Source organism: Sphingomonas sp. PP-CE-1G-424 (assembly GCF_004341085.1).
Lineage (GTDB): Bacteria > Pseudomonadota > Alphaproteobacteria > Sphingomonadales > Sphingomonadaceae > Sphingomonas.
The window spans coordinates 94,614-118,793 of sequence record NZ_SLXW01000005.1 but is presented as its reverse complement, the minus strand read 5'-3'; the positions used below and the strand labels follow the sequence as shown (position 1 = coordinate 118,793).

25 protein-coding genes and 2 tRNA genes are annotated in these 24,180 nt (G+C 65.7%); 14 read left to right on the top strand and 13 right to left on the bottom strand.

All coding sequences use genetic code 11. The features are described from left to right. The first annotated feature begins 1 nt into the window (after position 1). On the top strand, positions 2-1,102 hold the full coding sequence (locus C8J43_RS21970) for a site-specific integrase (RefSeq protein WP_243645648.1): 1,101 nt from the start codon (positions 2-4) through the stop codon (positions 1,100-1,102). A gap of 16 nt (positions 1,103-1,118) precedes the next feature. On the opposite strand, the gene C8J43_RS17300 is transcribed toward C8J43_RS21970, so the two are convergent. The 6 genes from C8J43_RS17300 to C8J43_RS17275 form a co-directional block, all read right to left on the bottom strand. Then, positions 1,119-1,194 (bottom strand) — tRNA-Lys (locus C8J43_RS17300). A gap of 157 nt (positions 1,195-1,351) precedes the next feature. Further along, a complete protein-coding gene (gene rodA / locus C8J43_RS17295; RefSeq protein ID WP_093397059.1) occupies positions 1,352-2,458 on the bottom strand; it encodes a rod shape-determining protein RodA in 1,107 nt (368 codons plus the stop codon). Positions 2,459-2,477: 19 nt separating this feature from the next. Further along, positions 2,478-4,547: a penicillin-binding protein 2 gene (gene mrdA, locus C8J43_RS17290; RefSeq protein ID WP_133031957.1), complete on the bottom strand. Its 2,070-nt coding sequence runs from the start codon at positions 4,545-4,547 to the stop codon at positions 2,478-2,480. Continuing rightward, positions 4,544-5,074, bottom strand: coding sequence for a rod shape-determining protein MreD (gene mreD / locus C8J43_RS17285; protein ID WP_347812517.1), 531 nt, complete (start codon positions 5,072-5,074; stop codon positions 4,544-4,546). Before mreD ends, mrdA begins: the two co-directional genes overlap by 4 nt. Next, on the bottom strand, positions 5,071-5,943 hold the full coding sequence (gene mreC / locus C8J43_RS17280; RefSeq protein ID WP_133031956.1) for a rod shape-determining protein MreC: 873 nt from the start codon (positions 5,941-5,943) through the stop codon (positions 5,071-5,073). The genes mreD and mreC overlap by 4 nt, the downstream gene beginning before the upstream one ends. A 106-nt stretch (positions 5,944-6,049) precedes the next feature. Beyond that, a complete protein-coding gene (locus C8J43_RS17275; protein WP_055878614.1) occupies positions 6,050-7,093 on the bottom strand; it encodes a rod shape-determining protein in 1,044 nt (347 codons plus the stop codon). A gap of 171 nt (positions 7,094-7,264) precedes the next feature. On the opposite strand from C8J43_RS17275, the gene mutL reads away from it, so the two are divergent. Then, positions 7,265-9,070 (top strand): DNA mismatch repair endonuclease MutL, encoded by a 1,806-nt coding sequence (gene mutL, locus C8J43_RS17270; protein WP_133031955.1) that lies wholly within the window; start codon positions 7,265-7,267, stop codon positions 9,068-9,070. 33 nt (positions 9,071-9,103) lie between these two features. Here mutL and C8J43_RS17265 read toward each other — a convergent pair whose 3' ends face one another. Then, positions 9,104-9,328, bottom strand: coding sequence for a hypothetical protein (locus C8J43_RS17265; RefSeq protein WP_133031954.1), 225 nt, complete (start codon positions 9,326-9,328; stop codon positions 9,104-9,106). After that, the gene (locus C8J43_RS17260) at positions 9,328-9,807 is read right to left on the bottom strand and encodes a type IV secretion protein Rhs (protein ID WP_133031953.1); all 480 of its coding nucleotides are present in this window, start codon (positions 9,805-9,807) and stop codon (positions 9,328-9,330) included. Before C8J43_RS17260 ends, C8J43_RS17265 begins: the two co-directional genes overlap by 1 nt. Before the next feature lie 405 nt (positions 9,808-10,212). Here C8J43_RS17260 and C8J43_RS17255 point away from each other — a divergent pair, with 405 nt between their 5' ends. From C8J43_RS17255 to C8J43_RS17205, 11 genes are all read left to right on the top strand, one after another. Next, positions 10,213-10,458: a hypothetical protein gene (locus C8J43_RS17255; RefSeq protein WP_133031952.1), complete on the top strand. Its 246-nt coding sequence runs from the start codon at positions 10,213-10,215 to the stop codon at positions 10,456-10,458. Positions 10,459-10,611: 153 nt separating this feature from the next. Further along, a complete protein-coding gene (gene rpsM, locus C8J43_RS17250) occupies positions 10,612-10,980 on the top strand; it encodes a 30S ribosomal protein S13 (protein ID WP_056015521.1) in 369 nt (122 codons plus the stop codon). Between the two features lie 84 nt (positions 10,981-11,064). Beyond that, positions 11,065-11,454 carry a 30S ribosomal protein S11 gene (rpsK, locus tag C8J43_RS17245; RefSeq protein ID WP_031395237.1) on the top strand — a complete coding sequence of 130 codons (390 nt, stop codon included), beginning with the start codon at positions 11,065-11,067 and terminating at the stop codon, positions 11,452-11,454. A gap of 97 nt (positions 11,455-11,551) precedes the next feature. Beyond that, positions 11,552-12,622 (top strand): DNA-directed RNA polymerase subunit alpha, encoded by a 1,071-nt coding sequence (locus C8J43_RS17240; RefSeq protein ID WP_031395236.1) that lies wholly within the window; start codon positions 11,552-11,554, stop codon positions 12,620-12,622. 248 nt (positions 12,623-12,870) lie between these two features. Then, entirely contained in the window at positions 12,871-13,293 is a 423-nt protein-coding gene (gene rplQ / locus C8J43_RS17235; RefSeq protein WP_133031951.1) for a 50S ribosomal protein L17, read from the top strand. A gap of 94 nt (positions 13,294-13,387) precedes the next feature. Then, a complete protein-coding gene (gene guaA, locus C8J43_RS17230) occupies positions 13,388-14,944 on the top strand; it encodes a glutamine-hydrolyzing GMP synthase (protein WP_056482672.1) in 1,557 nt (518 codons plus the stop codon). Between the two features lie 241 nt (positions 14,945-15,185). After that, on the top strand, positions 15,186-15,656 hold the full coding sequence (locus C8J43_RS17225) for an Hsp20 family protein (RefSeq protein WP_056047944.1): 471 nt from the start codon (positions 15,186-15,188) through the stop codon (positions 15,654-15,656). Between the two features lie 294 nt (positions 15,657-15,950). Continuing rightward, the gene (bla, locus tag C8J43_RS17220; RefSeq protein ID WP_133031950.1) at positions 15,951-16,772 is read left to right on the top strand and encodes a subclass B3 metallo-beta-lactamase; all 822 of its coding nucleotides are present in this window, start codon (positions 15,951-15,953) and stop codon (positions 16,770-16,772) included. A 6-nt stretch (positions 16,773-16,778) separates the two neighbouring features. Then, positions 16,779-17,432 carry a DUF969 domain-containing protein gene (locus C8J43_RS17215; protein ID WP_133031949.1) on the top strand — a complete coding sequence of 218 codons (654 nt, stop codon included), beginning with the start codon at positions 16,779-16,781 and terminating at the stop codon, positions 17,430-17,432. Next, positions 17,429-18,370, top strand: a complete 942-nt coding sequence (locus C8J43_RS17210) for a DUF979 domain-containing protein (protein ID WP_133031985.1) — start codon at positions 17,429-17,431, stop codon at positions 18,368-18,370. The genes C8J43_RS17215 and C8J43_RS17210 overlap by 4 nt, the downstream gene beginning before the upstream one ends. A 16-nt stretch (positions 18,371-18,386) precedes the next feature. Continuing rightward, on the top strand, positions 18,387-19,487 hold the full coding sequence (locus tag C8J43_RS17205; RefSeq protein ID WP_133031948.1) for a lactonase family protein: 1,101 nt from the start codon (positions 18,387-18,389) through the stop codon (positions 19,485-19,487). Between the two features lie 4 nt (positions 19,488-19,491). On the opposite strand, the gene C8J43_RS17200 is transcribed toward C8J43_RS17205, so the two are convergent. From C8J43_RS17200 to C8J43_RS17180, 5 genes are all read right to left on the bottom strand, one after another. Next, complete coding sequence (locus tag C8J43_RS17200; RefSeq protein ID WP_207893438.1) at positions 19,492-21,096, bottom strand: carboxylesterase family protein; 1,605 nt, start codon at positions 21,094-21,096, stop codon at positions 19,492-19,494. 120 nt (positions 21,097-21,216) lie between these two features. Then, positions 21,217-22,092, bottom strand: coding sequence for an exonuclease domain-containing protein (locus tag C8J43_RS17195; RefSeq protein ID WP_243645647.1), 876 nt, complete (start codon positions 22,090-22,092; stop codon positions 21,217-21,219). A 73-nt stretch (positions 22,093-22,165) separates the two neighbouring features. Continuing rightward, positions 22,166-22,242: transfer RNA gene (locus tag C8J43_RS17190), tRNA-Arg, on the bottom strand. 196 nt (positions 22,243-22,438) lie between these two features. Next, entirely contained in the window at positions 22,439-22,699 is a 261-nt protein-coding gene (locus tag C8J43_RS17185; RefSeq protein WP_133031946.1) for an SWIB/MDM2 domain-containing protein, read from the bottom strand. A 47-nt stretch (positions 22,700-22,746) separates the two neighbouring features. Next, positions 22,747-22,950 carry a DUF2945 domain-containing protein gene (locus C8J43_RS17180; protein WP_056482645.1) on the bottom strand — a complete coding sequence of 68 codons (204 nt, stop codon included), beginning with the start codon at positions 22,948-22,950 and terminating at the stop codon, positions 22,747-22,749. A gap of 119 nt (positions 22,951-23,069) precedes the next feature. Here C8J43_RS17180 and C8J43_RS17175 point away from each other — a divergent pair, with 119 nt between their 5' ends. Further along, complete coding sequence (locus tag C8J43_RS17175; RefSeq protein ID WP_132741396.1) at positions 23,070-24,176, top strand: S-(hydroxymethyl)glutathione dehydrogenase/class III alcohol dehydrogenase; 1,107 nt, start codon at positions 23,070-23,072, stop codon at positions 24,174-24,176. Positions 24,177-24,180 lie beyond the last annotated feature (4 nt).

Sequence of the window (24,180 nt, the reverse complement as noted above, 5' to 3'; positions counted from 1 at the left end):
TATGGCACTCTGGAACCGTGCAGGAACATACTACGTCAAACTCACAGCGCCTGACGGAACGCTCATTAGACGCTCTACTGGGACATCCGACAGGCTCAAGGCCGAAGAATATCACGACAAGCTGAAGGCCGAGCTGTGGGATCTTGCCAGACTCAAGATCAAGCCCAAACGGACTTGGGACGAGGCAGCGCTTAGATGGCTACAGGAGAAGAAGCACAAGAAGTCCTACAGGGACGACGTGTCGCGGATCCGGTGGTTCACCAAGCACCTGCGTGGCAAGACGATGGACCAGGTGAGCAGGGACATGATCGACGGGATCATATCTCGACATCATGCTCACTCGAGCAGTCGCACGAAGGATCTATATGTGGCGCTGATCCGCGCCATATTCCGAATGGCGCAGCGCGAGTGGGAATGGATCGAGCACATTCCGGCATTCAGGACCTATACGACGAGCGGAAAGGTTCGCGTGCGCTGGCTAACCCACGCACAGGCTGACCGCCTCTTGCAGGAACTACCTCCTCACCAGCAGGACCTGATGCTGTTCGCGCTAGCAACCGGGCTGCGGCAAGGGAATATCAAAAGCCTGACCTGGGATCAGGTCGACTTTCCCCGCCGCATCGTCACGATCGAGCACGGAGAAACCAAGAACAACGAGGCGTTGGGTGTTCCACTCAACGATCTCGCGATCTCGGTCCTCCAGCGGCAGATGGGCAAGCAGTGCGAGCACGTGTTCACCTATGCCGGGCGACCGATCGGGCAAGTGAACACGAAACATTGGCGAGCTGCGCTCAAGCGGGCGGGGATCACCGATTTTCGCTGGCACGACCTGCGGCATACCTGGGCGAGCTGGCTCCGGCAGAATGACGTGCCCACATGGGTGCTGCAGGAGCTGGGTGGCTGGAAATCAGAGGCGATGGTGCGTCGTTACGCGCACATGTCGGTGAAGCATTTGCAGCCTTATGCAGACCTGCTGATTTTTGAGGGCAAATCGGGTCACACTGCCCCCGAGAGAGAAAGCCCCGGCCGAGGTCACAAAACTGGTCACAGTACGAGCCCGTTCCGACCCAGACCTTCAGGTGGGACCGAGCTAAACGCGTGATATGTATAAAGAAAAATGGTGGACGCACTTGGGCTCGAACCAAGGACCCGCTGATTAAGAGTCAGCTGCTCTACCAACTGAGCTATGCGTCCATTCCGGGGCGGTTTTGAGTGGCGCCCTGGTGTGGCGCCCCGCTGCTGGAGGCGCGCTGTTAGCAGACTCATCGGGACCCGCAACCCCCTTTTCGTCGATCCGAGTCCGTTTTCGTCGATCGCGCCGCTTTTTCGCGAAATAAGTCGGTTTTTCGCCCTACCAGCCGACCGTCTTGCGGTTCTGGCGGTCGATCGACATCAAAATGCCGAGGCACAGCAGCACGGTCATCTGCGCCGAGCTGCCGAAGCTCACCAGCGGCAGCGGGATGCCGACGACGGGGGCGAGGCCCATCACCATCATCAGGTTGATCGCGACGTAGAAGAAGATCGTCGTCGACAGGCCGGCGGCGGTCAGTCGGCCGAAGCGGGTCTGCGCGCGCTGGCCGACCTCGATCCCCCAGCGGATCACCAGCAGGAACGCGAGGATCAGCAGGCAGCCGCCGACCAGGCCCCATTCCTCCGCCATCGTCGCGAAGACGAAGTCGGTATGCCCCTCGGGGAGGTAGTCGAGGTGGCTCTGCGTGCCCTGGAGGAAGCCCTTGCCCCAGATCCCGCCCGAGCCGATTGCGATCTTCGACTGGCTGATGTGATAGCCGGTGCCGAGCGGATCGCTCTCGGGATCGAGGAAGATGAGGATGCGGTTGCGCTGGTAATCGTGCAGCGCGAAGTTGATCGCGAGCGGGATCGCCACCGCGGCGGTGATCGCGCCGCCCGCGAACAGCCGCAGCGGGATGCCGGCGAGGAACATCACCGTCGCGCCGCCCGCGCAGATCATCAGTGCGGTGCCGAGATCGGGCTGCTTCATGACGATCGCCGCGGGGACGCCGATCAGCAGCGCGGCGGGCCAGACCGCACTGAACCGTCGCGTCTCGCCGGGCGGGAGCATGTCGTAGAATTTGGCGCAGGCGAGCACGATCGCGGGCTTCATGAACTCGGAGGGCTGGAGGCGGATGAAGCCGAGGTCGAGCCAGCGCTGCGACCCGCCCGAGACCTTGCCTAGGATCTCGACCGCGACCAACGACACGACGATCAGCGCATAGGCCGGCAGCGAGCCGGCCTTCCACGTCCGCTCGGGGACATAGGAGAGGGCGATCGCGCCGCCGAGCAGGACGAAGAAGCGGATGCCCTGCGACAGCGCCCAGGGCTTGAGCGAGCCGCCGGCCGCGGAATACAGCACGACCTGGCCGAAACAGCCGATTGCAACCACCAGCAGCAGGACGCGCCACGGCAGCTTGGCGAGCGGCTCGGGGACGATACGGTTCATGGGCATGGCGTGGATGTGATCATTGCTGGCGGTCCCGCGAATCGTCCTCTGCCACGGTCGCGCCCGGCGCCGTCAGCGCTTCTTGCGTCGCATTGGCCATGTCGGTCGCATTCTCGACCGCGGGGGCGTCGCTGGGGACGATCGCGTCGGTCTTGGTGGCGATCGCCGCAGGCGGTGCGGACTGCGCCTTGCGGTAGGTCTCCGCGGTCACCGCCATGCGCGTGCGGATATCGCCGCCCCAGGTCGGTTCGACCTCGGCAAGCGACTTCAGCGCACGCTCGCGGTCGAGCATGTAGGTCATGATGTCGCGGCCGATCATCGGCGTGTCGAGATTGCGCACGGTGTGGCCGTTATGCTCGAGCACGACCGCAAGCGCGTACCGCGGGTTATCGGCGGGCGCGAAACCGATGAACAGCGCGTGGTCGCGCATCTTGAACGGCAGCTGCCCGTTCTTGAGTACGCCCGAGCGCCGCTCCGCCATCGTGATGCGGCGGACCTGCGCGGTGCCGGTCTTCCCCGCGATCGCGACGCCGGGAATCAGCAGCTTCGCCGCGCCGCCGGTACCGCCCTGGTTGATCACCCCGAACATCGCATCGCGGACGCGCGCGAGATGCTCGGAGTCGATCGCGAGGGCAGGGGAGTCGCGGTGGACTTGGGCAGCGAGGATGCTCGGCTGCAACGCGCGCCCCGAGGCCAGCCGCGCGGCCATCACCGCGAGCTGCAACGGGTTGGCGAGTACATAGCCCTGGCCGATCGACGCGTTGAGCGAATCCGCGACGGTCCAGTCGTGCTTGTACTTCTTCAGCTTCCACGCCGGATCGGGCACCGTGCCATAACGCTGCGTCGAAAAGGGCAGGTCGAACTTCTGGCCGAGGCCGAGCGTGCGCGCAATCGGCGCGATCGCGTTGTAGCCGACCCGCCGCGCCATCTCGTAGAAATAGATGTCGCAGCTCTGCATGATCGCGTTTTTCAGATCGAGCGGACCGTGGCCGCTTTTCTTGTGGCAGTGGAACACGCTGGTCCCGAGCCGCATCGCGCCCGAACAATTGACGCGCGTCGACGGATCGACGCCGGCGTTCATCAGCGCGAGGCCGTTCATCGGCTTGACGGTCGAGCCCGGCGGATACAGCCCCTGCGTGACCTTGTTCATCAGCGGTACGTGATCGTCGTCGCTCAGCATCTGCCATTCGAGATGACTGATCCCGTCCGAAAAGCTGTTCGGATCATAGGCCGGCATCGATACCATCGCGAGCATCTCGCCGGTACGGGTGTCGAGCACGACCACCGAGCCGGAGTTGGTGCCGAGCCGCCTTGCCGCGTATTCCTGAAGCCCCGCGTCGATCGTCAGCCGTGCGGTCTTGCCGGGGACGTCGGGCTTGGTGGCGAGCTCGGCGACCAGCTTGCCACGTGCGGTGACCTCGACGCGCTTGGCACCGGCGACGCCGCGGAGTTCGGCCTCCAGCATCTTCTCGAGCCCGTCCTTGCCGAGCTTGAAGCCGGGCGTGACGAGCAACGGATCGCGCGTCTTCTTGTACTGTTCGGCGTTGGGTACGCCGACATAGCCGGTCAGGTGCGCGACCGCGGCGCCCGCCGGATAGCTGCGCGCGAACCCACGCGTAGGCGCGACGCCGGGCAGTTCGGGCAGGCGGACGCTGACCGCGGCGAACCGCTCCCAGTCGAGATTCTCCGCCACCTGGACGGGCTGAAACCCGGCGGCGTGTTCAAGATCGATCGCGATCCGCTCGACTTCCTCGGGCGGTAGCTGGAGGATGCGGCCGAGCAGTGGCAGCACGCGCTCCTTGTCGCGGAGGCGGTCGGGGATGATGTCGACGCGGAAATCAGTGCGGTTGTTGGCGATCGGCACGCCGTGGCGGTCGACGATCCAGCCGCGGCGGGGCGGCAGCAGCGTCATGTTGACGCGGTTGCTCTCCGACAACATCGTGTAGCGTTCGTTCTGCGCGATCGACAGCCATGCCATCCGCCCGGCGAGCAGCAAGCCAACGCCGCCTTGCGCCGCGCCCAGCATCCACGCGCGGCGCGAGAAGCTGTACGCCTGCGACATTTCGGTGACGATGCGCGTCGTCCTCATTCGGCACCGCGCTTGTTCTGGATCGTCGCGACGATCCGCGCGGCCAGCGGGAACATCAGGATCGTCACCGCGATCTGCGCGATCAGGATCGTGTCGACATGCGCACCGACCGGCACAGCGATAAAGCGGCCGGCAAGGATGCACGCCGCGATCAGCCCGCCCGCGATCAGCCAGTCCTGCCAATGGTCGCGGAACGCGAGGCGCTGCTCGATCATGTCGATCGCGACGAACGCGAGCGACCACATCAGCACCGCGCTGCCGAGCGGCTGGCCGCTGACGAGGTCGTCGAAGAAGCCGAGCGGGGCTGCGGCCCAGGGCCGGAACGCGAACCTCGCGAGCAGGCGCCAGGCGAGCAGCATGACGAACCCGAACGGCGGCAGCAGCGGGATCGTCGCGACCACCGGGATGATCGTGATCAGCGACCCGGCCATGACCGTCGCCCAGGGAATCGCGCGCGCGCGGCCCGCCGGGAGCTTGGTCGCGAACGGCTTGTAGTCGACGCTGTCGACGACGCGCGGCGGCATCATTGCGGTGCTACCGGACGGGGTGGCGGCACCGGCATGAACATCCGCTCAACCAGCGCGAAGTCGAGCGTATCCGGATCGGCGAATGTCCGCGCCATCACCGAGTCCGATCCTGCCTTCATCACGCGCGCGACCGGCACGCCGGGCGCGTAGATCCCGCCGGTGCCGGTCGTCACGAACAGGTCGCCGGCATTGAAGCGAACGTTGGTCGCGTTAACCGAGCGGATGTCGATCATCCCGTCGCCGCGCCCCGCCGCGATCGCGGGCATCCCGTCACGCGTGCGGCGGACGGGCACGATGCTGTCGCCGTCGCTGAGCAACAGGACGCGCGCCGCATTCGGCCCGGTCTCGACCACGCGCCCGATCAGGCCATCGGGACCGCGCACCGGCATGCCCGGCAGCACGCCGCTCCAGCGGCCGGCGTTGAGCAGTGCAAAGCGCCGCCCGCTCGATGCGCTCGAACTCACCAGCCGTGCGGTCACGACAGGATCGGGCGAGCGATCGCGGATCGCCAGCAACGAGCGCAACCGGCGATTGTCATAGGCGATCGTCCGCGCGCGCATCAGCAGCGCCCGCGTCCGCTCGCGATCGGCGCGCAGTGCGACGTTCTCCTGCTTCACGAAGAAGTAGTTGCCGACCGCGTCGGGGATACCCGCGATCGACGATCCGACCGTCGCGAGCCCCGTCGACACCGGCGTCGTCACCCCCGCAACGCCCATCCGCAGCGCGGAAAACGCGGGCGGATTGAAGGTCGACGCGACGAGCAGCACCAGGCCCACCACCGCACCGGCGACGGCGAGCACATAGCCCATGAACACACCATATTGCCGACGCCGGGAAAACCCCGTGCGCCGGTCGCGGGCTGGCGCCATGCGCCTGTCCCCCTGTCTCGGGCGCCGCCGAAGTGCCGGGGGACCTACCCCTGCGACTCGGACGACGCGATTTCGTGTCCGCGTGTCTTAAAGCAAAAACAGATCGTTAACCGCTCATCAGCACGCCGCGGAACAGCGGATCCTCGAGCGCGCGACCGGTGCCCAGCGCGACGCAGGTCAGCGGATCCTCGGCAACCGTCACCGGCAGCCCGGTCTCGTCGCGCAGCACTTCGTCCAGCCCCTGAAGCAGCGCGCCACCACCGGTGAGCACGATGCCCTGGTCGACGATATCCGCGGCCAGTTCCGGCGCGGTGTTCTCGAGCGCGACGCGGACGCCCTCGACGATCGTCGCGACCGGCTCGCTCAGCGCTTCGGCGATCTGGCCCTGGTTGATCTGGATCTCCTTGGGCACCCCGTTGACGAGATCGCGGCCCTTGATCTGGATGATCATGCCGATGCCGTCTACCGGCGGCTTGGCGATCCCGACTTCCTTCTTGATCCGCTCCGCGGTCGCTTCGCCGATCAACAGGTTATGGTTGCGGCGCACATACGAGACGATCGCCTCGTCCATCTTGTCGCCGCCGACCCGCACCGAGGTGGTGTAGGCGAGACCACGCAACGACAGCACCGCGACTTCGGTCGTGCCGCCGCCGATGTCGACGACCATCGAGCCGATCGGCTCGGTGACCGGCATGTCCGCGCCGATCGCCGCCGCCATCGGCTCCTCGATCAGCCAGACCTGCGACGCGCCTGCGTTCGACGCGGCATCGCGGATCGCGCGGCGCTCGACCTTGGTGGAGCCCGACGGCACGCAGATCACGATCTCGGGCCAGCGCGCGAACTTGCGGGGTCCGTGGACCTTCTGAATGAAATACTTGATCATCTGCTCGGCGACGTCGATGTCCGCGATCACGCCGTCGCGCAGCGGCCGGATCGCCTCGATGTTACCCGGCGTCTTGCCCATCATCATCTTGGCGTCGTCGCCGACCGCCTTGACGCGCTTGATCCCGTTGATCGTCTCGACCGCGACCACCGACGGCTCGTTCAGGACGATGCCGCGGCCACGGACGTAGACGACGGTGTTCGCGGTGCCGAGGTCGATCGCCATGTCGTGCGACATGAACTTGAAGAAACGCGAGTAGAAGGCCATTCAATCAGGGTCCCGTATCCAGTCCGCCGGACGGGCGAACCGCCAGCAAAAACATGCGCACACACATCATCTCGCGGAGCCCGCCGGTGGTTTTCGAGCACCGGGTGCCTATACTATTTAAGTGGCGTTTGCGGGTCGCGGGATGCCGTCGCTTGGTCTAGACGCAAACCCATGTCAATACGGCGTCTCCCCGAGCATCTGGTCAATCGCATCGCCGCCGGTGAAGTGGTGGAAAGACCCGCCAGCGCGTTGAAGGAGTTAGTCGAAAACGCCATCGACGCAGGGGCGGGGCGCATCGCGATTCTCCTTGTAGAAGGCGGCACGTCGCGGATCGAAGTCGCCGACGACGGCTGCGGGATGACCCCCGCCGACATGGCGCTGGCGCTCGAACGCCACGCGACCTCCAAGCTGCCCGACGAGTTTATCGAATCGGTCGTGACGCTCGGTTTTCGCGGCGAGGCACTGCCCTCGATCGCGAGCGTCGCGCGTCTCACGATCGAAAGCCGGATCCGCGGCGCCGAAGGCTGGGCGCGGACCGTCGACAATGGCCGGGTCGAGCGCGAAGGCCCGGCCGCGCTCCCGCCCGGCACGCGCGTGGTGGTCGAGGACCTGTTCGCGCGGGTCCCCGCCCGCCGCAAGTTCCTCCGCTCCCCGCGCGCCGAATACGCCGCCTGTCTCGACGTCGTCCGCCGGCTCGCGATGGCGAGGCCCGACATCGGCTTCACGCTGGAGCATGACGGCCGCCGCGCGCTGTCGGCGATGCAGGTCGAGGATCGGCCGGGCAGGGTGGCGACGCTCACCGACCGCGCGCTCGCCGACAATTCGGTCGCGATCGACCTGGAGCGCGAAGGCCTCGTGCTCGGCGGTGTCGCGAGCCTGCCGACCTACAATCGCGGCATTGCCGACCACCAGTACCTCTTCGTCAACGGCCGTCCGGTAAAGGACCGTCTGCTGATGGGCGCGATCCGTGGCGCCTATGCCGAGATGCTCCCGCGCGACCGCCACGCGGTGGTGGCGCTGTTCCTCGACATCCCGACCGACCAAGTCGACGTCAACGTCCACCCCGCCAAGACCGAAGTCCGCTTCCGCGACCCCGCAATGGTGAGAGGCCTCATCGTCTCGGGCCTCCGCCGCGCCCTCGATGCCGCCGGCCACCGCAGCCAACGCGCCACCGAGTCCGCCTTGTCGATGTGGCAACCGGAAAACATCTCCTCTCCCCCGGGGGGAGAGGAAGGGGCCCGTCCGCAAAGCGGATGGGAAGGTGAGGGCACGCCCCAAAGGCTCCCGCTGGAAAGCCGAAGCTACAGCACCGTCAACGAAGCCCGCCCGACCTTCTTCGCCGCGCCCCCGCAGGCGCGCGCAGAACCCGCCTGGACACCCCCGCCGCAAACTGCGGCTTTCCCGATGGGCGTAGCGCGCGGCCAGGTCGCCAAGACCTACATAGTCGCCGAAGCCGAAGACGGCCTCGTCCTAGTCGACCAGCACGCCGCCCACGAACGCCTGGTCCTCGAACGCATGCGGGCGGCCCTGATCGGCGGCACCATCGCGAGCCAGGCTCTCCTGATCCCCGAAGTCGTCGAACTGGACGAATCCGCCTGCGACCGCCTCGAATCCCGCGCCGAGGAACTGTCCGAATTCGGCCTCGACCTCGAACGCTTCGGCCCCCACGCCATGCTGGTCCGCGCCACACCCGCACTCCTCGGCCAAAGCGACCCCAAAGGCCTCGTCACAGACCTAGCCGACGAACTCGCAGCCTTCGACGAAGCCCTATCCCTAAAGGAGCGTCTAGACGCAGTAGCAGGTACGATGGCCTGCCACGGCTCCGTCCGCGCCGGCCGCATCCTGTCGGTCCCCGAAATGAATGCGCTCCTCCGCGAAATGGAAGTCACCCCGCACTCCGGCCAATGCAACCACGGCCGCCCCACCTGGGTGAAACTCGCACACGGTGACATCGAGAAGCTGTTCGGGCGGAAGTGAGGCTAAGCGGTCACGAAACGGACCGGCGGTATTTTACGTCAATCGGTCGGTCATCCGGTTCCACGCCGCCGAACACAACGCATAGATACCAAGAACGACTATAACGAACAGCCAGAGGGGTATCACAACCGGCGGCCCGACGATCCCATTCGGTGTAAGCCGATCTCCAAAGAATAAACCCATCGCCAGATACAAGGCGCCGAACCAGTAAACTGCGCTGAATACGGCTTTGGCCAGCCATGGCAGAAGCGCTTTCATCAGCGCTTCACCGGCAAGGCACGACGGACAACGGTCTCATATGTCTCGGGGGACGCAGTGCCATGCTGCGTTTTGAGGCGATGACGCGTCAGATACCAGTCCGCGATGATCGAAGCCTGCTGCTCGACAGTGTAGCTCTGCAGTTTTCGTTCGAGAGAAAGTTCGCCATAGTCGTAGACCCCACCTTCAAACAATCGGGTCATCTTCAACCAGACGCCCGACTGGATCTGCCATACGTGCGCGAGTTCGTGGATCAGCAGCGACATCGCCGATGGCGTGATCGAGAAATCGCCGAGGTAAATGGTTTCCGGGAAATACACCTCGCCGTCCGGAGCCATGGCAGTCGTGGCGGGCTGCCAGAAGGCGTAGCGCCCACGATGAACGATCACCGATTTGAAATCGATGTTGGGACCATACACCCACTGCGCTTCCCGCAATTCGCCAATGGTCAACAAGCGTGTATTTTTGTCGTCCGTCATTGAAAATGGTTTCTGCGGGCGCGCATCGCCATCGTTCTGCTAATCAGCGCGAATGCAACGCAACTCCCGGCTACGATGCCGCAGACAATCAATACGGTCGATAGCGGACGGGTGCTGACTATCACGTCGATCGGGTCCGAGGCTGTCAGCCAAAAACACAGCCACGCCGTTGTCATCCAATATAGCGCAGCCACAAAAGACTTGGCCAAATGCCGAAGAGCAACGGTGATACCAACCATGGCTCCTTGTTTTCATAGACGTGTGGCGCCGTCAATATGGCGGCTGAGGTACTAGCTCTGCTCCCGGGCATTTGCCGCATGCGATAACCAAGACGGCGATATTGACCGTGATTGCGGATTGCATCGCGGGTAGCGCCCGCCTCTCGATCAAGGCACAAAGCCATACATGGACCCCCTATCCCTATTCGGCCTAGCCGCAGTCTCGTTCACTCTGCTATGCTACGCCAAGGAAGCCGGCTCGCACTGGTGGACGCTCGGCTTCGCGTTCGGCTGCGTGCTCGGCTCGATCTACGGTTTCCTTCAGGGCGCGTGGCCGTTCGGGGTGGTCGAGCTCATCTGGACGGTGGTCTCGTTCCGTCGCTGGCTCAAGCTGCGCCAAGCCGTACCGCCTGCCGTGGAACCGCTCGCTTGACACTGCGTTCGCCCGCGCCTAGTTGAACTCTCCCCGACACGACGGTTCCGGCGGCGCTTGTTTGCGTTCGTCGCTATCGTGCGTTCGGATCATCGCTAAGAGATGGGCTTTGTGCAGCCATGCCGAAGCCCGTGGAGCAGGAGAACCAAGTTCATGGCACGTATCGCGGGTGTTAATATCCCGACCAACAAGCGCGTGGTGATCGCGCTGACCTATATTCACGGCATCGGTTCGACCAAGGCCAAGGAAATCGTCGCGAAGCTCGGCATCGCCGACACCGCCCGCGTCCAGGACCTGACCGACCAGGAAGTCCTGCACATCCGCGAGACGATCGACGCCGATCACACCGTCGAGGGCGATCTGCGCCGCCAGACCTCGATGAACATCAAGCGCCTGATGGATCTCGCCTGCTATCGCGGCCTGCGTCATCGCAAGGGCCTCCCGGTCCGCGGCCAGCGCACGCATACCAATGCGCGCACCCGCAAGGGCAAGGCCAAGCCGATCGCCGGCAAGAAGAAGTAATCCGCTTTTTCAACGGATTACTCCGCCGGCGCTGGTCCCAACGGGCCGCCCGGCGTCACGCAGATACAGGTCAGGAAATACACCATGGCACGCGAACCTCAGCGCATTAAGCGGCGCGAGCGCAAGAACATCACCTCTGGCGTCGCTCACGTGAATGCCAGCTTTAACAACACCATGATCACGATCACCGATGCCCAGGGCAACGCGATCTCGTGGTCGTCGGCCGGCGCAATGGGCTTTAAGGGCTCGCGCAAGTCGACTCCGTACGCGGCCCAGGTCGCAGCGGAAGACGCCGGCAAGAAGGCCGCCGAGCACGGCGTCCGCACGATCGAAGTCGAGGTCAAGGGCCCCGGCTCGGGTCGCGAATCGGCCCTGCGCGCGCTTCAGGCAGTCGGTTTCCAGATCACGTCGATCCGCGACGTGACCTCGATCCCGCACAACGGCGTGCGCCCTTCGAAGCGTCGTCGCGTCTGATTCTCCGTCTCCCGTGCGCGGTTGATCGCGCCGCACGGGTGTATTTTATTGGTCGGCGGACACACCCGTTCGCCGGCCCCCAAATTAGGGGAAGCATGTGTCTGTCAACGCAAAGAACTGGCAGGAACTCAAGAAGCCCAGCGGCCTGGAGAAAAAGGCCGGTGGCGACACCAAGCGCAAGGCGACCTTCATCGCCGAGCCGCTCGAGCGTGGCTTCGGCCTGACGCTCGGCAACGCGCTGCGTCGCGTGTTGCTCTCGTCGCTGCAGGGCGCGGCCGTCACCTCGATCAAGATCGAGAACGTGCTGCATGAGTTCTCGTCTCTGGCCGGCGTCCGCGAGGACGTGACCGACATCGTCCTCAACGTGAAGCAGATCGCGATCCGCATGCAGGGCGAGGGGCCCAAGCGCCTTCAGCTCTCGGCAACGGGTCCGGGTGAAGTCAAGGCCGGCGACATCGCCGTCTCGGGCGACATTGAGATCATGAACAAGGATCTCGTGATCTGCCACCTCGATGAGGGTGCGACGCTCAACATGGAGCTGACCGCCGACATCGGTAAGGGTTACGTGCCCGCGACCGCAAACCGCCCGGCCGATGCGCCGATCGGTCTGATCCCGGTCGATGCGCTGTACTCGCCGGTACGGCAGGTTTCGTACAAGGTCGACCCGACCCGCGTCGGTCAGGACTTGGATTACGACAAGCTGACACTGACGATCGAAACCGACGGCACGATCACCCCGGAAGACGCAGTCGGCTATGCCGGTCGCATCCTCCAGGACCAGCTCGCGCTGTTCGTCCACTTCGACGATTCGTCGGTCACGCGTTCGTCGGCCCCGATCGGCCAGGCAGCACCCGCTGCCGGTGGTGCGGAGCCCGCAGGCGACACCCAGCAGATCAACCGTTACCTTCTCAAGAAGGTCGACGAGCTGGAACTGTCGGTGCGTTCGGCGAACTGCCTCAAGAACGACAACATCATCTACATCGGCGATCTGGTCGGCAAGACCGAAGCCGAGATGCTGCGTACGCCTAACTTCGGCCGCAAGTCCTTGAACGAGATCAAGGAAGTGCTGTCGTCGATGGGTCTTCGCCTGGGCATGGAAATCCCGGGCTGGCCACCTGAGAACATCGAAGAGATGGCCAAGAAGCTCGAGCAAGAGATAATGGGCTAGGGCCAAGTCGCACCGGGTTAGCGCAAGCTAACCCGGAGACGACGCCAGCCCGGCCGGCGGGTTTCACCCGACCGACGACGCGGCTTTGCCGCGGCGCCATCCGGTTAAAGGCGAAAGGCCAAGCTAAGGAAGCGTCGTTGGCGTGACCTTATCGTAACCTTTGAACTACGGCGATCGGTCGCGGCCTCAACGGCGACCAGCTCCCGGGTACCTCATACGGCCCCTGAACGAACGAAAAGGTATTAAACATGCGCCATCGCGTAGGCGGCCGTAAGCTTCAGCGGACCTCGGCCCACCGTCTTGCCCTGTTCCGCAACATGAGCGCCGCGCTCATCAAGCACGAGCAGATCACCACCACCGTCGCCAAGGCGAAGGAACTGCGTCCTTACGTCGAGAAGCTGATCACGCTCGCGAAGAAGGGTGGCCTGTCCAACCGTCGTCTCGCGCACGGCAAGTTGCTCGACGATGCGCAGCTGATCAAGTTGTTCGACACGCTCGCGACCCGTTATGCGGATCGCAACGGCGGTTACACCCGCGTCATCAAGGCCGGTATTCGCATGTCGGACGCCTCGCCGATGGCCGTCATCGAGTTCGTCGACCGCGACGTCTCGGCGAAGGGCCAGGATTCGGGTCCGGTGATGTCGGACGAGAATTACAACGAAGCGGCATAATCCCCGCCTATCGTTAGTCGAATTGCAGGCCGCGTTTCCCATACGGGAGGCGCGGCCTCTTTCGTTACGGGTCCCATCCGGCTATGCGCCCGACATGGAGCACCCAGACAGCATTCTCATCGTCGATTTCGGCAGCCAGGTAACCCAGCTGATCGCCCGCCGCGTGCGCGAGGCTGGCGTCTATAGCGAGATCGCCCCCTTCCAATCCGCCGAGGCCGCGTTCGACCGGATGCAGCCCAAGGGCATCATCCTCTCCGGCGGCCCCGCCTCGGTCACCACCGAGAACTCCCCGCGCGTGCCGCAGCGCTTCTTCGAGGCGGGCATCCCGATCCTCGGCATCTGCTACGGCCAGCAGGTCATGTCCGCACAGCTCGGCGGCAACGTCATCGTCTCGGGCGACGGCGGCGAGTTCGGCAGCGCGTTCATCGAGGTCAAGTCGAACTGCGCGCTGTTCGACGGCCTCTGGGCTGAGGGCGAACGTCATCAGGTCTGGATGAGCCACGGCGACAAGGTCGACGCGATCCCGCCCGGCTTCACCCCCGTCGCCACCTCGACCGGCGCGCCCTACGCGATCGTCGCCGACGAGGCGCGGCGGTTCTACGGCGTGCAGTTCCACCCCGAGGTCGTCCACACCCCCGATGGCGGCAAGTTGATCGCCAACTTCGCGCGCCACGTCTGCGGCCTGAGCGGCGACTGGACGATGGCCGAGTTCCGCGAGACCAAGATCGCCGAGATCCGTGCGCAGGTCGGCAAGGGTCGCGTCATCTGCGGCCTGTCGGGCGGCGTCGACTCGGCGGTGGCCGCGGTGCTGATCCACGAGGCGATCGGCGAGCAACTCACCTGCGTCTATGTCGATCACGGCCTGATGCGCGCGGGCGAGAGCGAGCAGGTCGTCAGCCTCTTCCGCGGCGCCTACAACATCCCGCTGATCCACGTGAACGTCGAGGAGCTGTTCCTCAGCGGTCTCGCCGGGATTACCGACCCCGAGCTGAAGCGCAAGTTCATCGGCAAGACCTTCATCGACGTGTTCGACACCGAGGCCAAGAAGCTCGGCGGCGCGGAGTTCCTGGCACAAGGCACGCTGTATCCCGACGTGATCGAAAGCGTCAGCTTCACCGGTGGTCCGTCGGTGACGATCAAGAGCCACCACAATGTCGGCGGCCTGCCCGAGCGCATGAACATGAAGCTCGTCGAGCCGTTGCGCGAGCTGTTCAAGGACGAGGTCCGCGTGCTCGGCCGCGAACTCGGCCTGCCTGAGATCTTCGTCGGTCGCCACCCGTTCCCCGGACCCGGCCTCGCGATCCGCATCCCCGGCGAAGTGACCAAGGAACGCTGCGACATCCTGCGCAAGGCCGACGCGATCTACCTCGAGGAGATCCGCGCGGCGGGGCTCTACGACACGATCTGGCAGGCGTTCGCGGTACTGCTGCCGGTCCGCAGCGTCGGCGTGATGGGCGACGGTCGCACCTACGACAACGTGCTGGCCCTGCGCGCGGTAACCTCGACCGACGGCATGACCGCCCAGGCGTTCCAGTTCCCCGGCGATTTCCTGCCGCGCGTCGCGACCCGGATCATCAACGAGGTCAAGGGCATCAACCGGGTGACCTACGACTATACCTCGAAGCCCCCCGGCACGATCGAGTGGGAATGAGGAGGGGCGCCGTAACCCCGCGCAGGTTCATCATGCCGCGGTTGCATGTCCGGAAGATTAGCGCCCCTTTCTTCTGAACCGGGATCGATCGTTTTTTTGGTTCTCGAACCTCTTGAAACGCGATTTCGGGCGAAATATTTTGCCGCTGCCGGGCGCCGAATGGGTCCGGCGGGACATTGAGGGCGTCGGCTCTCCTCCGACGCTTCTCATGCCCAAATTGCTTCATCAGGAGGATTTGGAAATGAGAAACACGTTTGACTTTGCACCCTATCGGCGGTCGACCGTCGGCTTCGACCGGCTGTTCAACCTGCTCGAAACCGGGCTTCGCGAGGATGAAGGGTATCCGCCCTTCGACATCATCCGCGACGGCGAAGACCGGTACCGGATCACGCTCGCGGTCGCCGGATTCCGTCCCGACGAGATCGAGATCGTCGCGCAGCAGAATCAGCTCGTCGTCACCGGTCGCAAGGCCGACGAGAAGGACGGGGCCCAGTATCTGCATCGGGGCATCGCCGCGCGGTCGTTCGAGCGGCGGTTCCAGCTCGCCGACTTCATCGAGGTCGGAACCGCCCGGTTCCAGGACGGGCTGCTCAGCCTCGACCTTCAGCGCGTGGTACCCGAGGCAATGAAGCCGCGCCGGATCGAGATCGATGCGGTGCGGTCGGCAGAGCAGGTCGAAGCGCACCCTGAGAAAACGCTCGAAGCGGCGTAATTGCTCAAGCATTGCCGGCCCGGGTCGCCGGGTCGGCAATGCCTTTCCAAGTACCGGCAACAGGTCCGTCGCAGTCTTCTCGTGCCGGTTGCGATGGTCAACCGGGCGTATCCGCTCTATCCAGCTCGGCGATAGACAGATTGGGTACGAACGACAGATGCGAAGGTGCCGCCGTTTTTCGATATCGCATTGGCGTGGCACTGGCATCGCGAGCGGATATTCGACCATGCTGCGTTGCACGTCGGTCGGGTCCGAGTGAAATTCGACCGGCTCCGATCACTGACGGGAGTGCTGATGGCCGTCGTCGGTGCGCCGCTACTGCTCGGCGCGGCAGATCCCCCGGCTTGGACGCGGCCGCAGGCGCCGTTCCCGATCGCCGGGCCGATCACCTATGTCGGCAGCGAAGGGATCGCCGCCTACCTGATCAAGACGAATTCGGGTGCGATCCTGATCGACGGCACGCTCGCCGAGAATGCCGGCATGATCGCGCACAACATCGCCGCGACCGGCGTCCGTCTCCGCGATGTAAAGCTGATCCTGGTCACCCATGCGCATTTCGATCACGCGGCTGGCGTGGCTGCGCTCAAACGTGCGACCGGTGCCCGGGTGGTCGCTGGCGCGCGGGATGTCCGCGCGCTCGAAACCGGTATCCCACCGGGCGAGACCAGTTACGGGGTCATTCGCTTTCCAAAGGTGCCTGTCGATCGCGGCGTGCGTGACGGTGACACGGTCACGCTCGGCAACGTTACGCTGACCGCACGCGCCACGCCGGGGCACACGCCCGGGTGCACGACCTGGACAATGAGCATCCCCGCCAAGCCGCGTCCGCTTGACGTGGTCTTCCCATGCAGCGTCAGCGTTGCGGGCAACCGCCTGATCGGCAACCGCACCTATCCGGGTATCGTCGGCGATTACCGCCGCAGCATCGCGATGCTCGGCACGTTGCACGCCGACATCGTCCTGCCGTCGCACCCCGAACTCGCCGACGTGATCGCGCGCGGCAAGCGCCGTAAGGCGGGCGATGCGGCCGCGTTCGTCGATCCGACCTTGCTGCCGAAGATCGTCGCGAAGGCGCGGACTGCGTTCGACGCCGACCTCGCCAAGCAGGCACGCTGAGCGACGATGCTGGTTCTTTGCGGCATCGCGGTGATCGTCGCGGGCTTCCTGCTCCGGTTCAATCCGCTGCTCGTCGTCGCGGTGTCGGCGCTCGTAACGGGCCTCGCCGCCGGACTCGCTCCGCTCGCGATCCTCGCGGCGTTCGGGAAGGCCTTCAACGAGAACCGCTACGTCACCGTGATCTACATCGTGCTCCCGGTGATCGGGATGCTCGAACGCCACGGGCTTCAGGAACGCGCGAGGCTCGCGATCGGCAAGCTCCGCGGCGCGACGGTCGGGCGCTTGCTGATCGGCTACCTGTTGTTTCGCCAGCTAACCGCAGCGCTCGGCCTGACGTCGATCGCCGGTCCAGCACAAAGCGTACGCCCTCTGGTGGCACCGATGGCCGAAGCCGCAGCGGAGGCGCAGGGCGTCGCGCCCGGCGGGGACCGCATTCCCGCGATGGCCGCGGCGACCGACAATATCGGGCTGTTCTTCGGTGAGGACATCTTCATCGCGATCGGCTCGATCCTGCTGATGAAGGGCGTGCTTGAGGGCTATGGCATCGTCATCCAGCCGCTCCACCTTTCGATGTGGGCAATCCCTACCGCAATCGCCGCGTTCTTCATCCACGGCTTCCGCCTGTGGCTGCTCGACCGCCGACTGGCGCGCGCGGGGTGATCGGCACCGGCTTCATCTACGGTGTCGCCGGTCTGATGTTCGCGGCGTTCGGGGTCTTGAGCTTTACCGATCGCGCCAACCCGAAGCGCTTCGGCAATGCGGCGTTCTACGCGGTGCTGGCGATCAGCTTCCTGCTCGGCGGGCGGCTGGGCGATATCGGCAACGGTATTGTCGTCCTCGCGCTCGTCGCGATCGCCGGCTCGGGTGCGATGGGGCGGGGCGGGCGTGCCACCACAACGCTCGACCAACGGCGTGCCGAGGCGGCCCGGCTCGACAATCGGATATTTCTGCCCGCCCTGATCATCCCGGCTGCCGCACTCGGCGGCACGGTCCTGTTCCGCGCAGTCCCGAGCCTCGTCGACGCGAAGCAGGCAACGCTCGTCGCGCTGACTTGCGGCGTCCTGATCGCGCTGGTCGCGATGCACCTCTGGTTCCGCCCGCGTGTCGCGACACCGCTCGCCGAGGGCGTCAGGCTCATGGACGCGATCGGCTGGGCCGCCGTGCTTCCGCAGATGCTGGCGAGCCTCGGCGCGGTGTTCGCGCTGGCCGGCGTAGGCGATGTCGTCGGCGGTCTCGCCGGCCACGCGATCCCCGAGGGCAGCCTGATCGGCGCGGTGCTCGCCTATACGCTCGGGATGGCGCTGTTCACGATGATCATGGGCAACGCGTTCGCGGCGTTCCCGGTGATGGCCGCGGCGATCGGCATCCCGTTGCTCGTGCGGCATTACGGCGGCGACCCCGCGGTGGTCGCGGCGATCGGCATGCTCAGCGGGTTCTGCGGCACGCTGATGACGCCGATGGCGGCGAACTTCAATCTCGTCCCCGCCGCGTTGCTCGAGTTGAAGGACAGGAACGCCGTCATCCGCGCGCAGGTGCCGACCGCGCTGCCGCTGCTCGCGGTCAACATCGGCTTGCTGTACTGGCTCGGGTTCAGGTGACTGTGAGGGGTTTGCGATGACCGACTGGACGATGACGCGACGATCCGCGCTGACCGCGATGGCGGCGACGATCGCGGTACCCGCGGCGGCCAAGCGCTCGGTACGGTTGATCGCCGGCACCTACGCGCGCGAGGGTGGCAAGGGCCTCTACCCGATCGCCTACGATCCCGATCGCGACCGGTGGCAGGTCGAGGCCGCGATTGCCGGAGTCGACGACGCGTCGTTCGGCGTGGGAGGCGGGCCCGGCGGTGCCTATTATCTCGTGCGCGAAAAGACGCAGGGCGAGATATCGGCCTATGCGCCCGGCTGGACGAAGCGGGGCACCGCACCCACGAAGGGCGCCGATCCGTGCTACATTACGCTTGATCGTGCCAGCGGCTGCCTTGCGGTCGCGAATTATTCCAGCGGCGGCGTGGCGTTCCACCGGCTCGATCCGCGGACCGGCGTGCCGGGCGACCCGGTGCTGTTCGATCATGTCGGCAAGGGGCCCAACACGGCACGTCAGGAAGGGCCGCACGCGCATTGGGTCGGGTTCAGCCCGGACCGGCGGTGGCTCCACTCGATCGATCTCGGGACGGACACGCTCTACGCCTATCGCTTCGATCCGACAGCGCGAACGTTGGCTCGCCCGGTTGTTGCCTGGCATGCGGATTCCGGCGCGGGGCCACGTCACCTCGTCCATCACCCCAGATTGCCGCGCGCCTATGTCGTATGTGAACTCTCCAACACGCTGGTGACGCTCGATGCGGGCGCGGACGGCCGCTTCGTCACGCGGTCGCGCCTGTCGACGTTGCCGGCGGGCTATCGTGGCGCGTCACAGGCTGCGCATATCGCGATCGATCCGACCGGCCGGCGGCTCTACGTCTCGAACCGCGGCCAGAACGGCATCGCCGTGTTCGCGCTCGATGCGGCGGGCGTACCGACCCTACTCCAGCACATCGCCAGCGGTGGCGACTGGCCGCGCTTCTTCCTGCTGCTCGACGACGCGCGCCGGATGGTGGTCGCCAACGAGCGATCGGGCACGCTGGCGATCTTTACGATCGGTCTGGACGGCAAGCTGTCCGCCACCGGGCAGCAGCTCGCCGTACCGGGCGCGGTCTTCCTCGGCCGGCTTTGACCGGTCAGCGCGCGCGGCGTTCGAGCAGCGGCACCGCCGCCTCGTAGCGCGCCTGCGCCGCGAACGGCGTCGACCCGGTGGTCACGTCGATCGTCTGCCGCGCGATCGGTCCTGCGCCGGGTACGGCCGGCGACCAGCGTGGCAACCCGGCGGCGTTGGGATTGCCCATCTTGATGAAGGCGGCGAAATAGCCCTGGAAGACCGCCGAGATCCGGCGGTCGTCCGCGGTCCAGGCATAGGCCGGGTTGGTATCCAGATTGCCCAGCGCATATTCGATCTCCGCGCTGTGCACCGCGCCGAGCGGTGCGACATCGGGATTGGTCAGCGGCGGCAGCGCGCGCGGCCGCGGGTGCGCGAAATAATAATAATAGGTCGGCTGTCGCGACCGGCGATGCAGGTCGAACCATTGCCAGGTCGATGCGCCGAGAAACGCGTCGCTCGCCAGCGCGGTCGCGGCGGCGGGAACCGCGGCGTCGGACGCTGCCGGATACAGCGCGAACAACGCGTCCGGGTCCGCGTAGAGCGTGCCGATCGCGGCGCGGTAGTTGGCGACGGTGGGCGGCTGACCGCGCAGGATGCTGGTCCACGCGCCCTCCTGCGAATTCGAACCGACCAGCAGCGGCACGCGCGCGGCACGGCCGGCGGCATAGGTATCGATCGGCGGCTCGGTGAGGAACAGCCCGTCGACGATGAAGTCCGCCCCCGCGTGCGTCTGGGCCTGCGCCTTGAGCAGATCGGCCGCGGGCATCGCCCGCAGCGCGGCAAGCGAGGGCGCTCCGGCGGCGCGGGCAAATGCCTCGCCCTGCGTCGTGGCGGTGGCGAGCGACTTCGGCCGGAACGTCGGCGGCAGGACACCCCCGCTTTCGCCGATCGCGCGCGCGAACCGAGTCCGGGTCAGCGGCGACGTCATCAGCACGCTGACCGACATCGAGCCTGCGCTTTCACCGCCGATCGTGATCCGTGCGGGATCGCCGCCGAACGCGGCCGCGTTGCGACGGACCCATTCGAGCGCCGCCGCCTGATCGAGCAAGCCGTAATTTCCCGCGGCGTGTGCCGGGGATTCTGCCGCCATTTCGTTGGTCGCCAGGAAGCCGAAGACGCCCAGCCGGTAGTTGATCGTGACGACGACGATCCCCTGCCGCGCCATCGCCGCACCGTCGTAGCGCAGTTCGGAGCCGTCGCCGGCGATCGCGCCGCCGCCGTGGATGTAGAACAGTACGGGAAGCTTCGCGCCCGGCTTGGTACCGGCAGGCGTCCAGACGTTGAGCGTCAGGCAGTCCTCGTCGATCCGCGGCGAGCGAAATTTCATGTCGGCGAACAGAGGCTGTTGCATGCACCGCGGGCCGAACGCGTCTGCTTTGCGCACGCCGCTCCAACGGGCGGCAGGCTTGGGCGGTTGCCATCTGAGCGCACCGATCGGCGGCGTGGCGTAGGGGATGCCGAGATACGCGTCGACGGGCGCCGCTGCCGCCGCCGCCGTCGAAGTCGCCAGATGCGTGCCGCCGAGCGTGCCCTCCGCAACGCGCGCCTGTTGCGCGATCGCCGGTACCGCCAGCATGCCGCTCGCGAGAGCCGCTCCCCCTGCCATGGCCATTGTCGCTGCCCGCATGTCATCCTCCATTTTGGTTTGGTGCGATGGTTGCAGGTTGCCGGGACGTTGCCAAGCTGAACGGCGGTCGCGGGTCCATTCCCCCGTCGGACACCTGGTGGGAAACGATCCGGCGTATCGTCAGGCGCCAGTCGGTTCGACAACCCCGTCCGCAACGCCAAGCTCGAAGTCGGAGACGATCCGGATCGCGCCACCGAGGCGTCGATAATGTTCCGCCCGGCGATACGCACCGCTGTTGCGGACCGAGTAGCTGAACGGCGCACGCCCCGCGATCACGAGCAGCGTCGTCGTGTTACCGACCGCCGACACGATCCGGCCGCCGAGCGCCGCGATCCGCTCCGCCAACGCCCCGTCGCGCGGCGCGCCGAGGAGCGCGATGCGCTCGCCAGCGAGCGGTCCAGACGGCGCTGGACGAGGGGCGGGGCCAGGCTTGCGCGGCGGGGCGAGCCATTCGTCGAGCGCGATCCCGGTATGATCGATCGCCTTGACGATCACCCAGCCGGCCGCGCGCGCATCGCTGAGCGCGTCGTGATGCTTGTGCGCGATGCCGAGATATTGCGCGAGCAGGCCGAGGCGGTGGCTTTCCAGATCGGGCCAGGCGCGCTTGGCGACGCGGACGCTGTCGAGCCATACCGTCTCGATCGCCGGGCGGTCATGGACCCGGCAGGCGGCTGCGAGGGCACCCTTGTCGAAATACGAGTGCGCGACCGTCGTGCGGCCGCTCAGATGACGATCGACGATGGCATGGACGTCGGCGAAGCTCGGCTGGCCGACGACGTGATGCTCGGCGATGCCGTGGATGCGCGTGTTGAACAGGTGGAATTCGTCGCGCGGGTCGACCAGCGTCTCGTAGTCGAAGATCTCGCGGCCGTCGCGGAACCCGACGATGCCGATCTGGCAGATGCTGCTGACCCGCGAACACGCGGTCTCGACGTCGATGACGACGAAGTCGGGCTGCAGGGTGACGGCATCGGCGAGCATCGCGGTCGAGAGCATCCCACCTCCATGCACGCATGCGAGAGCTGGATAAACATCTTTGACGACAAGGACATGACGGTCGCGGAAAAGCTGGTGCCCCCGGCGAGATTTGAACACGCGGCCTACGGTTTAGGAAACCGTCGCTCTATCCGGCTGAGCTACGGGGGCATCCGGTTGCGCAGTACGACGGTCGGATGAGGCGATCAAGCGCCCGGTTCGCGATCGGCTTGAGCTGATTGCGTGGCCACTACGGGCAGGGCGATCAGACCGGCACTTGGGTGGTGGGGATCTTGTAGAGGCGCGATCAAGGGCGACGGGTATCGATTACGATGCCCCGTCGCCGCTTGCCGTACAGTGCGGGCGGTTAGGCCTTGACGTGCTGCGAGATGTACTTGTTCATCTCGAACATCGTGCACTTGTCACGCCCGAAGACCTTCTTCAGCTTCTCGTCAGCCAGAATCTCGCGCTTGTTCTCGGGGTTCTGGAGGTTGTTGGCCTTGATATAGACCCACACCTTGCTGATCACTTCGCTGCGCGGCAGACGATCGTTACCGACGATCTCGCCGAGCTCGGGAGAGGGCTGGACGGGGGCGTGGATGCCGCCGGTCTTGGGAGCTGTAGCCATAAGCATTCCTTCCTGTTGCGCGCGTGCGTTAGGCACTGCGCGCGTGGTCACGCCTTGGTGAGCGCGTCCGCCTTGTGCGCTGCCTTGCCGCCCTTGTCACTCCTTACGATGAACTGCGGCTCCTCCTTGGACGCCTTGACGGTGTGCCCCTTGATCTTGGTATCGGTGGTCTGCTTCTTTTCGACCGTGCCGTGCGCCTCGCCGCCATGCGATTTCCAAGTGACCTCGTCGCCCTTCTTCGGATCCTTCATCGCGCCATCTCCTTGATTTGAAAGGATCAAGCGCGGGAACGCGACATTGGTTGCATCGCCTGCGGGTTGCGAAGCCGCGGCTCGGGGGGCATCAGGGCGGCAATCAAGGAGACCAACCGATGAAGACCCGCGCCGCCGTAGCCTTCGAGGCAAAAAAACCGCTCGAGATCGTCGAACTCGACCTCGAAGGGCCGAAATTCGGCGAAGTCCTCGTCGAAATCATGGCGACGGGCATCTGCCATACCGACGCGTACACGCTCGACGGGCTTGATTCGGAAGGGTTGTTTCCGAGCGTGCTGGGGCATGAAGGCGCCGGCATCGTCCGCGAAGTGGGCGCAGGCGTGACCAGCGTCGCGGTCGGCGATCACGTGATCCCGCTCTACACGCCCGAGTGCCGCCAGTGTAAGTCGTGCCTGAGCGGCAAGACCAACCTGTGCACCGCGATCCGCGCCACGCAAGGGAAAGGGTTGATGCCGGACGGCACGACGCGGTTCAGCTACAAGGGGCAGCCGATCTTCCACTACATGGGCTGCTCGACCTTCTCGAACTTCACCGTCCTGCCGGAGATCGCGGTCGCGAAGATCCGCGAGGACGCGCCGTTCGATACGTCGTGCTACGTCGGCTGCGGCGTGACGACGGGCGTCGGCGCGGTGGTGCACACGGCGAAGGTCCAGCCGGGCGACACGGTCGTCGTGTTCGGGCTTGGCGGGATCGGGCTGAACGTGATCCAGGGCGCGAGACTGGCCGGTGCCGGGATGATCGTCGGCGTCGACATCAATCCAGACCGTGAGGAGTGGGGCCGCCGCTTTGGCATGACGCACTTTGCCAATCCCAAGGATGTGGGCGACATCGTCCAGCACATCGTCGCGCTCACCGATGGCGGCGCGGACTATACGTTCGACGCGACCGGCAACACGACCGTGATGCGGCAGGCGCTCGAGGCGTGCCACCGCGGCTGGGGCACCTCGATCGTGATCGGCGTGGCCGAGGCGGGCAAGGAGATCTCGACGCGGCCGTTCCAGCTCGTCACCGGGCGCAACTGGCGCGGGACGGCGTTCGGCGGCGCGCGGGGGCGGACCGATACGCCGAAGATCGTCGACTGGTACATGAACGGGATGATCGAGATCGACCCGATGATCACGCACCGCCTGACGCTCGACGAGATCAACAAGGGCTTCGACCTGATGCACGCCGGCGAGAGCATCCGCTCCGTCGTGATCTACTGAGAGG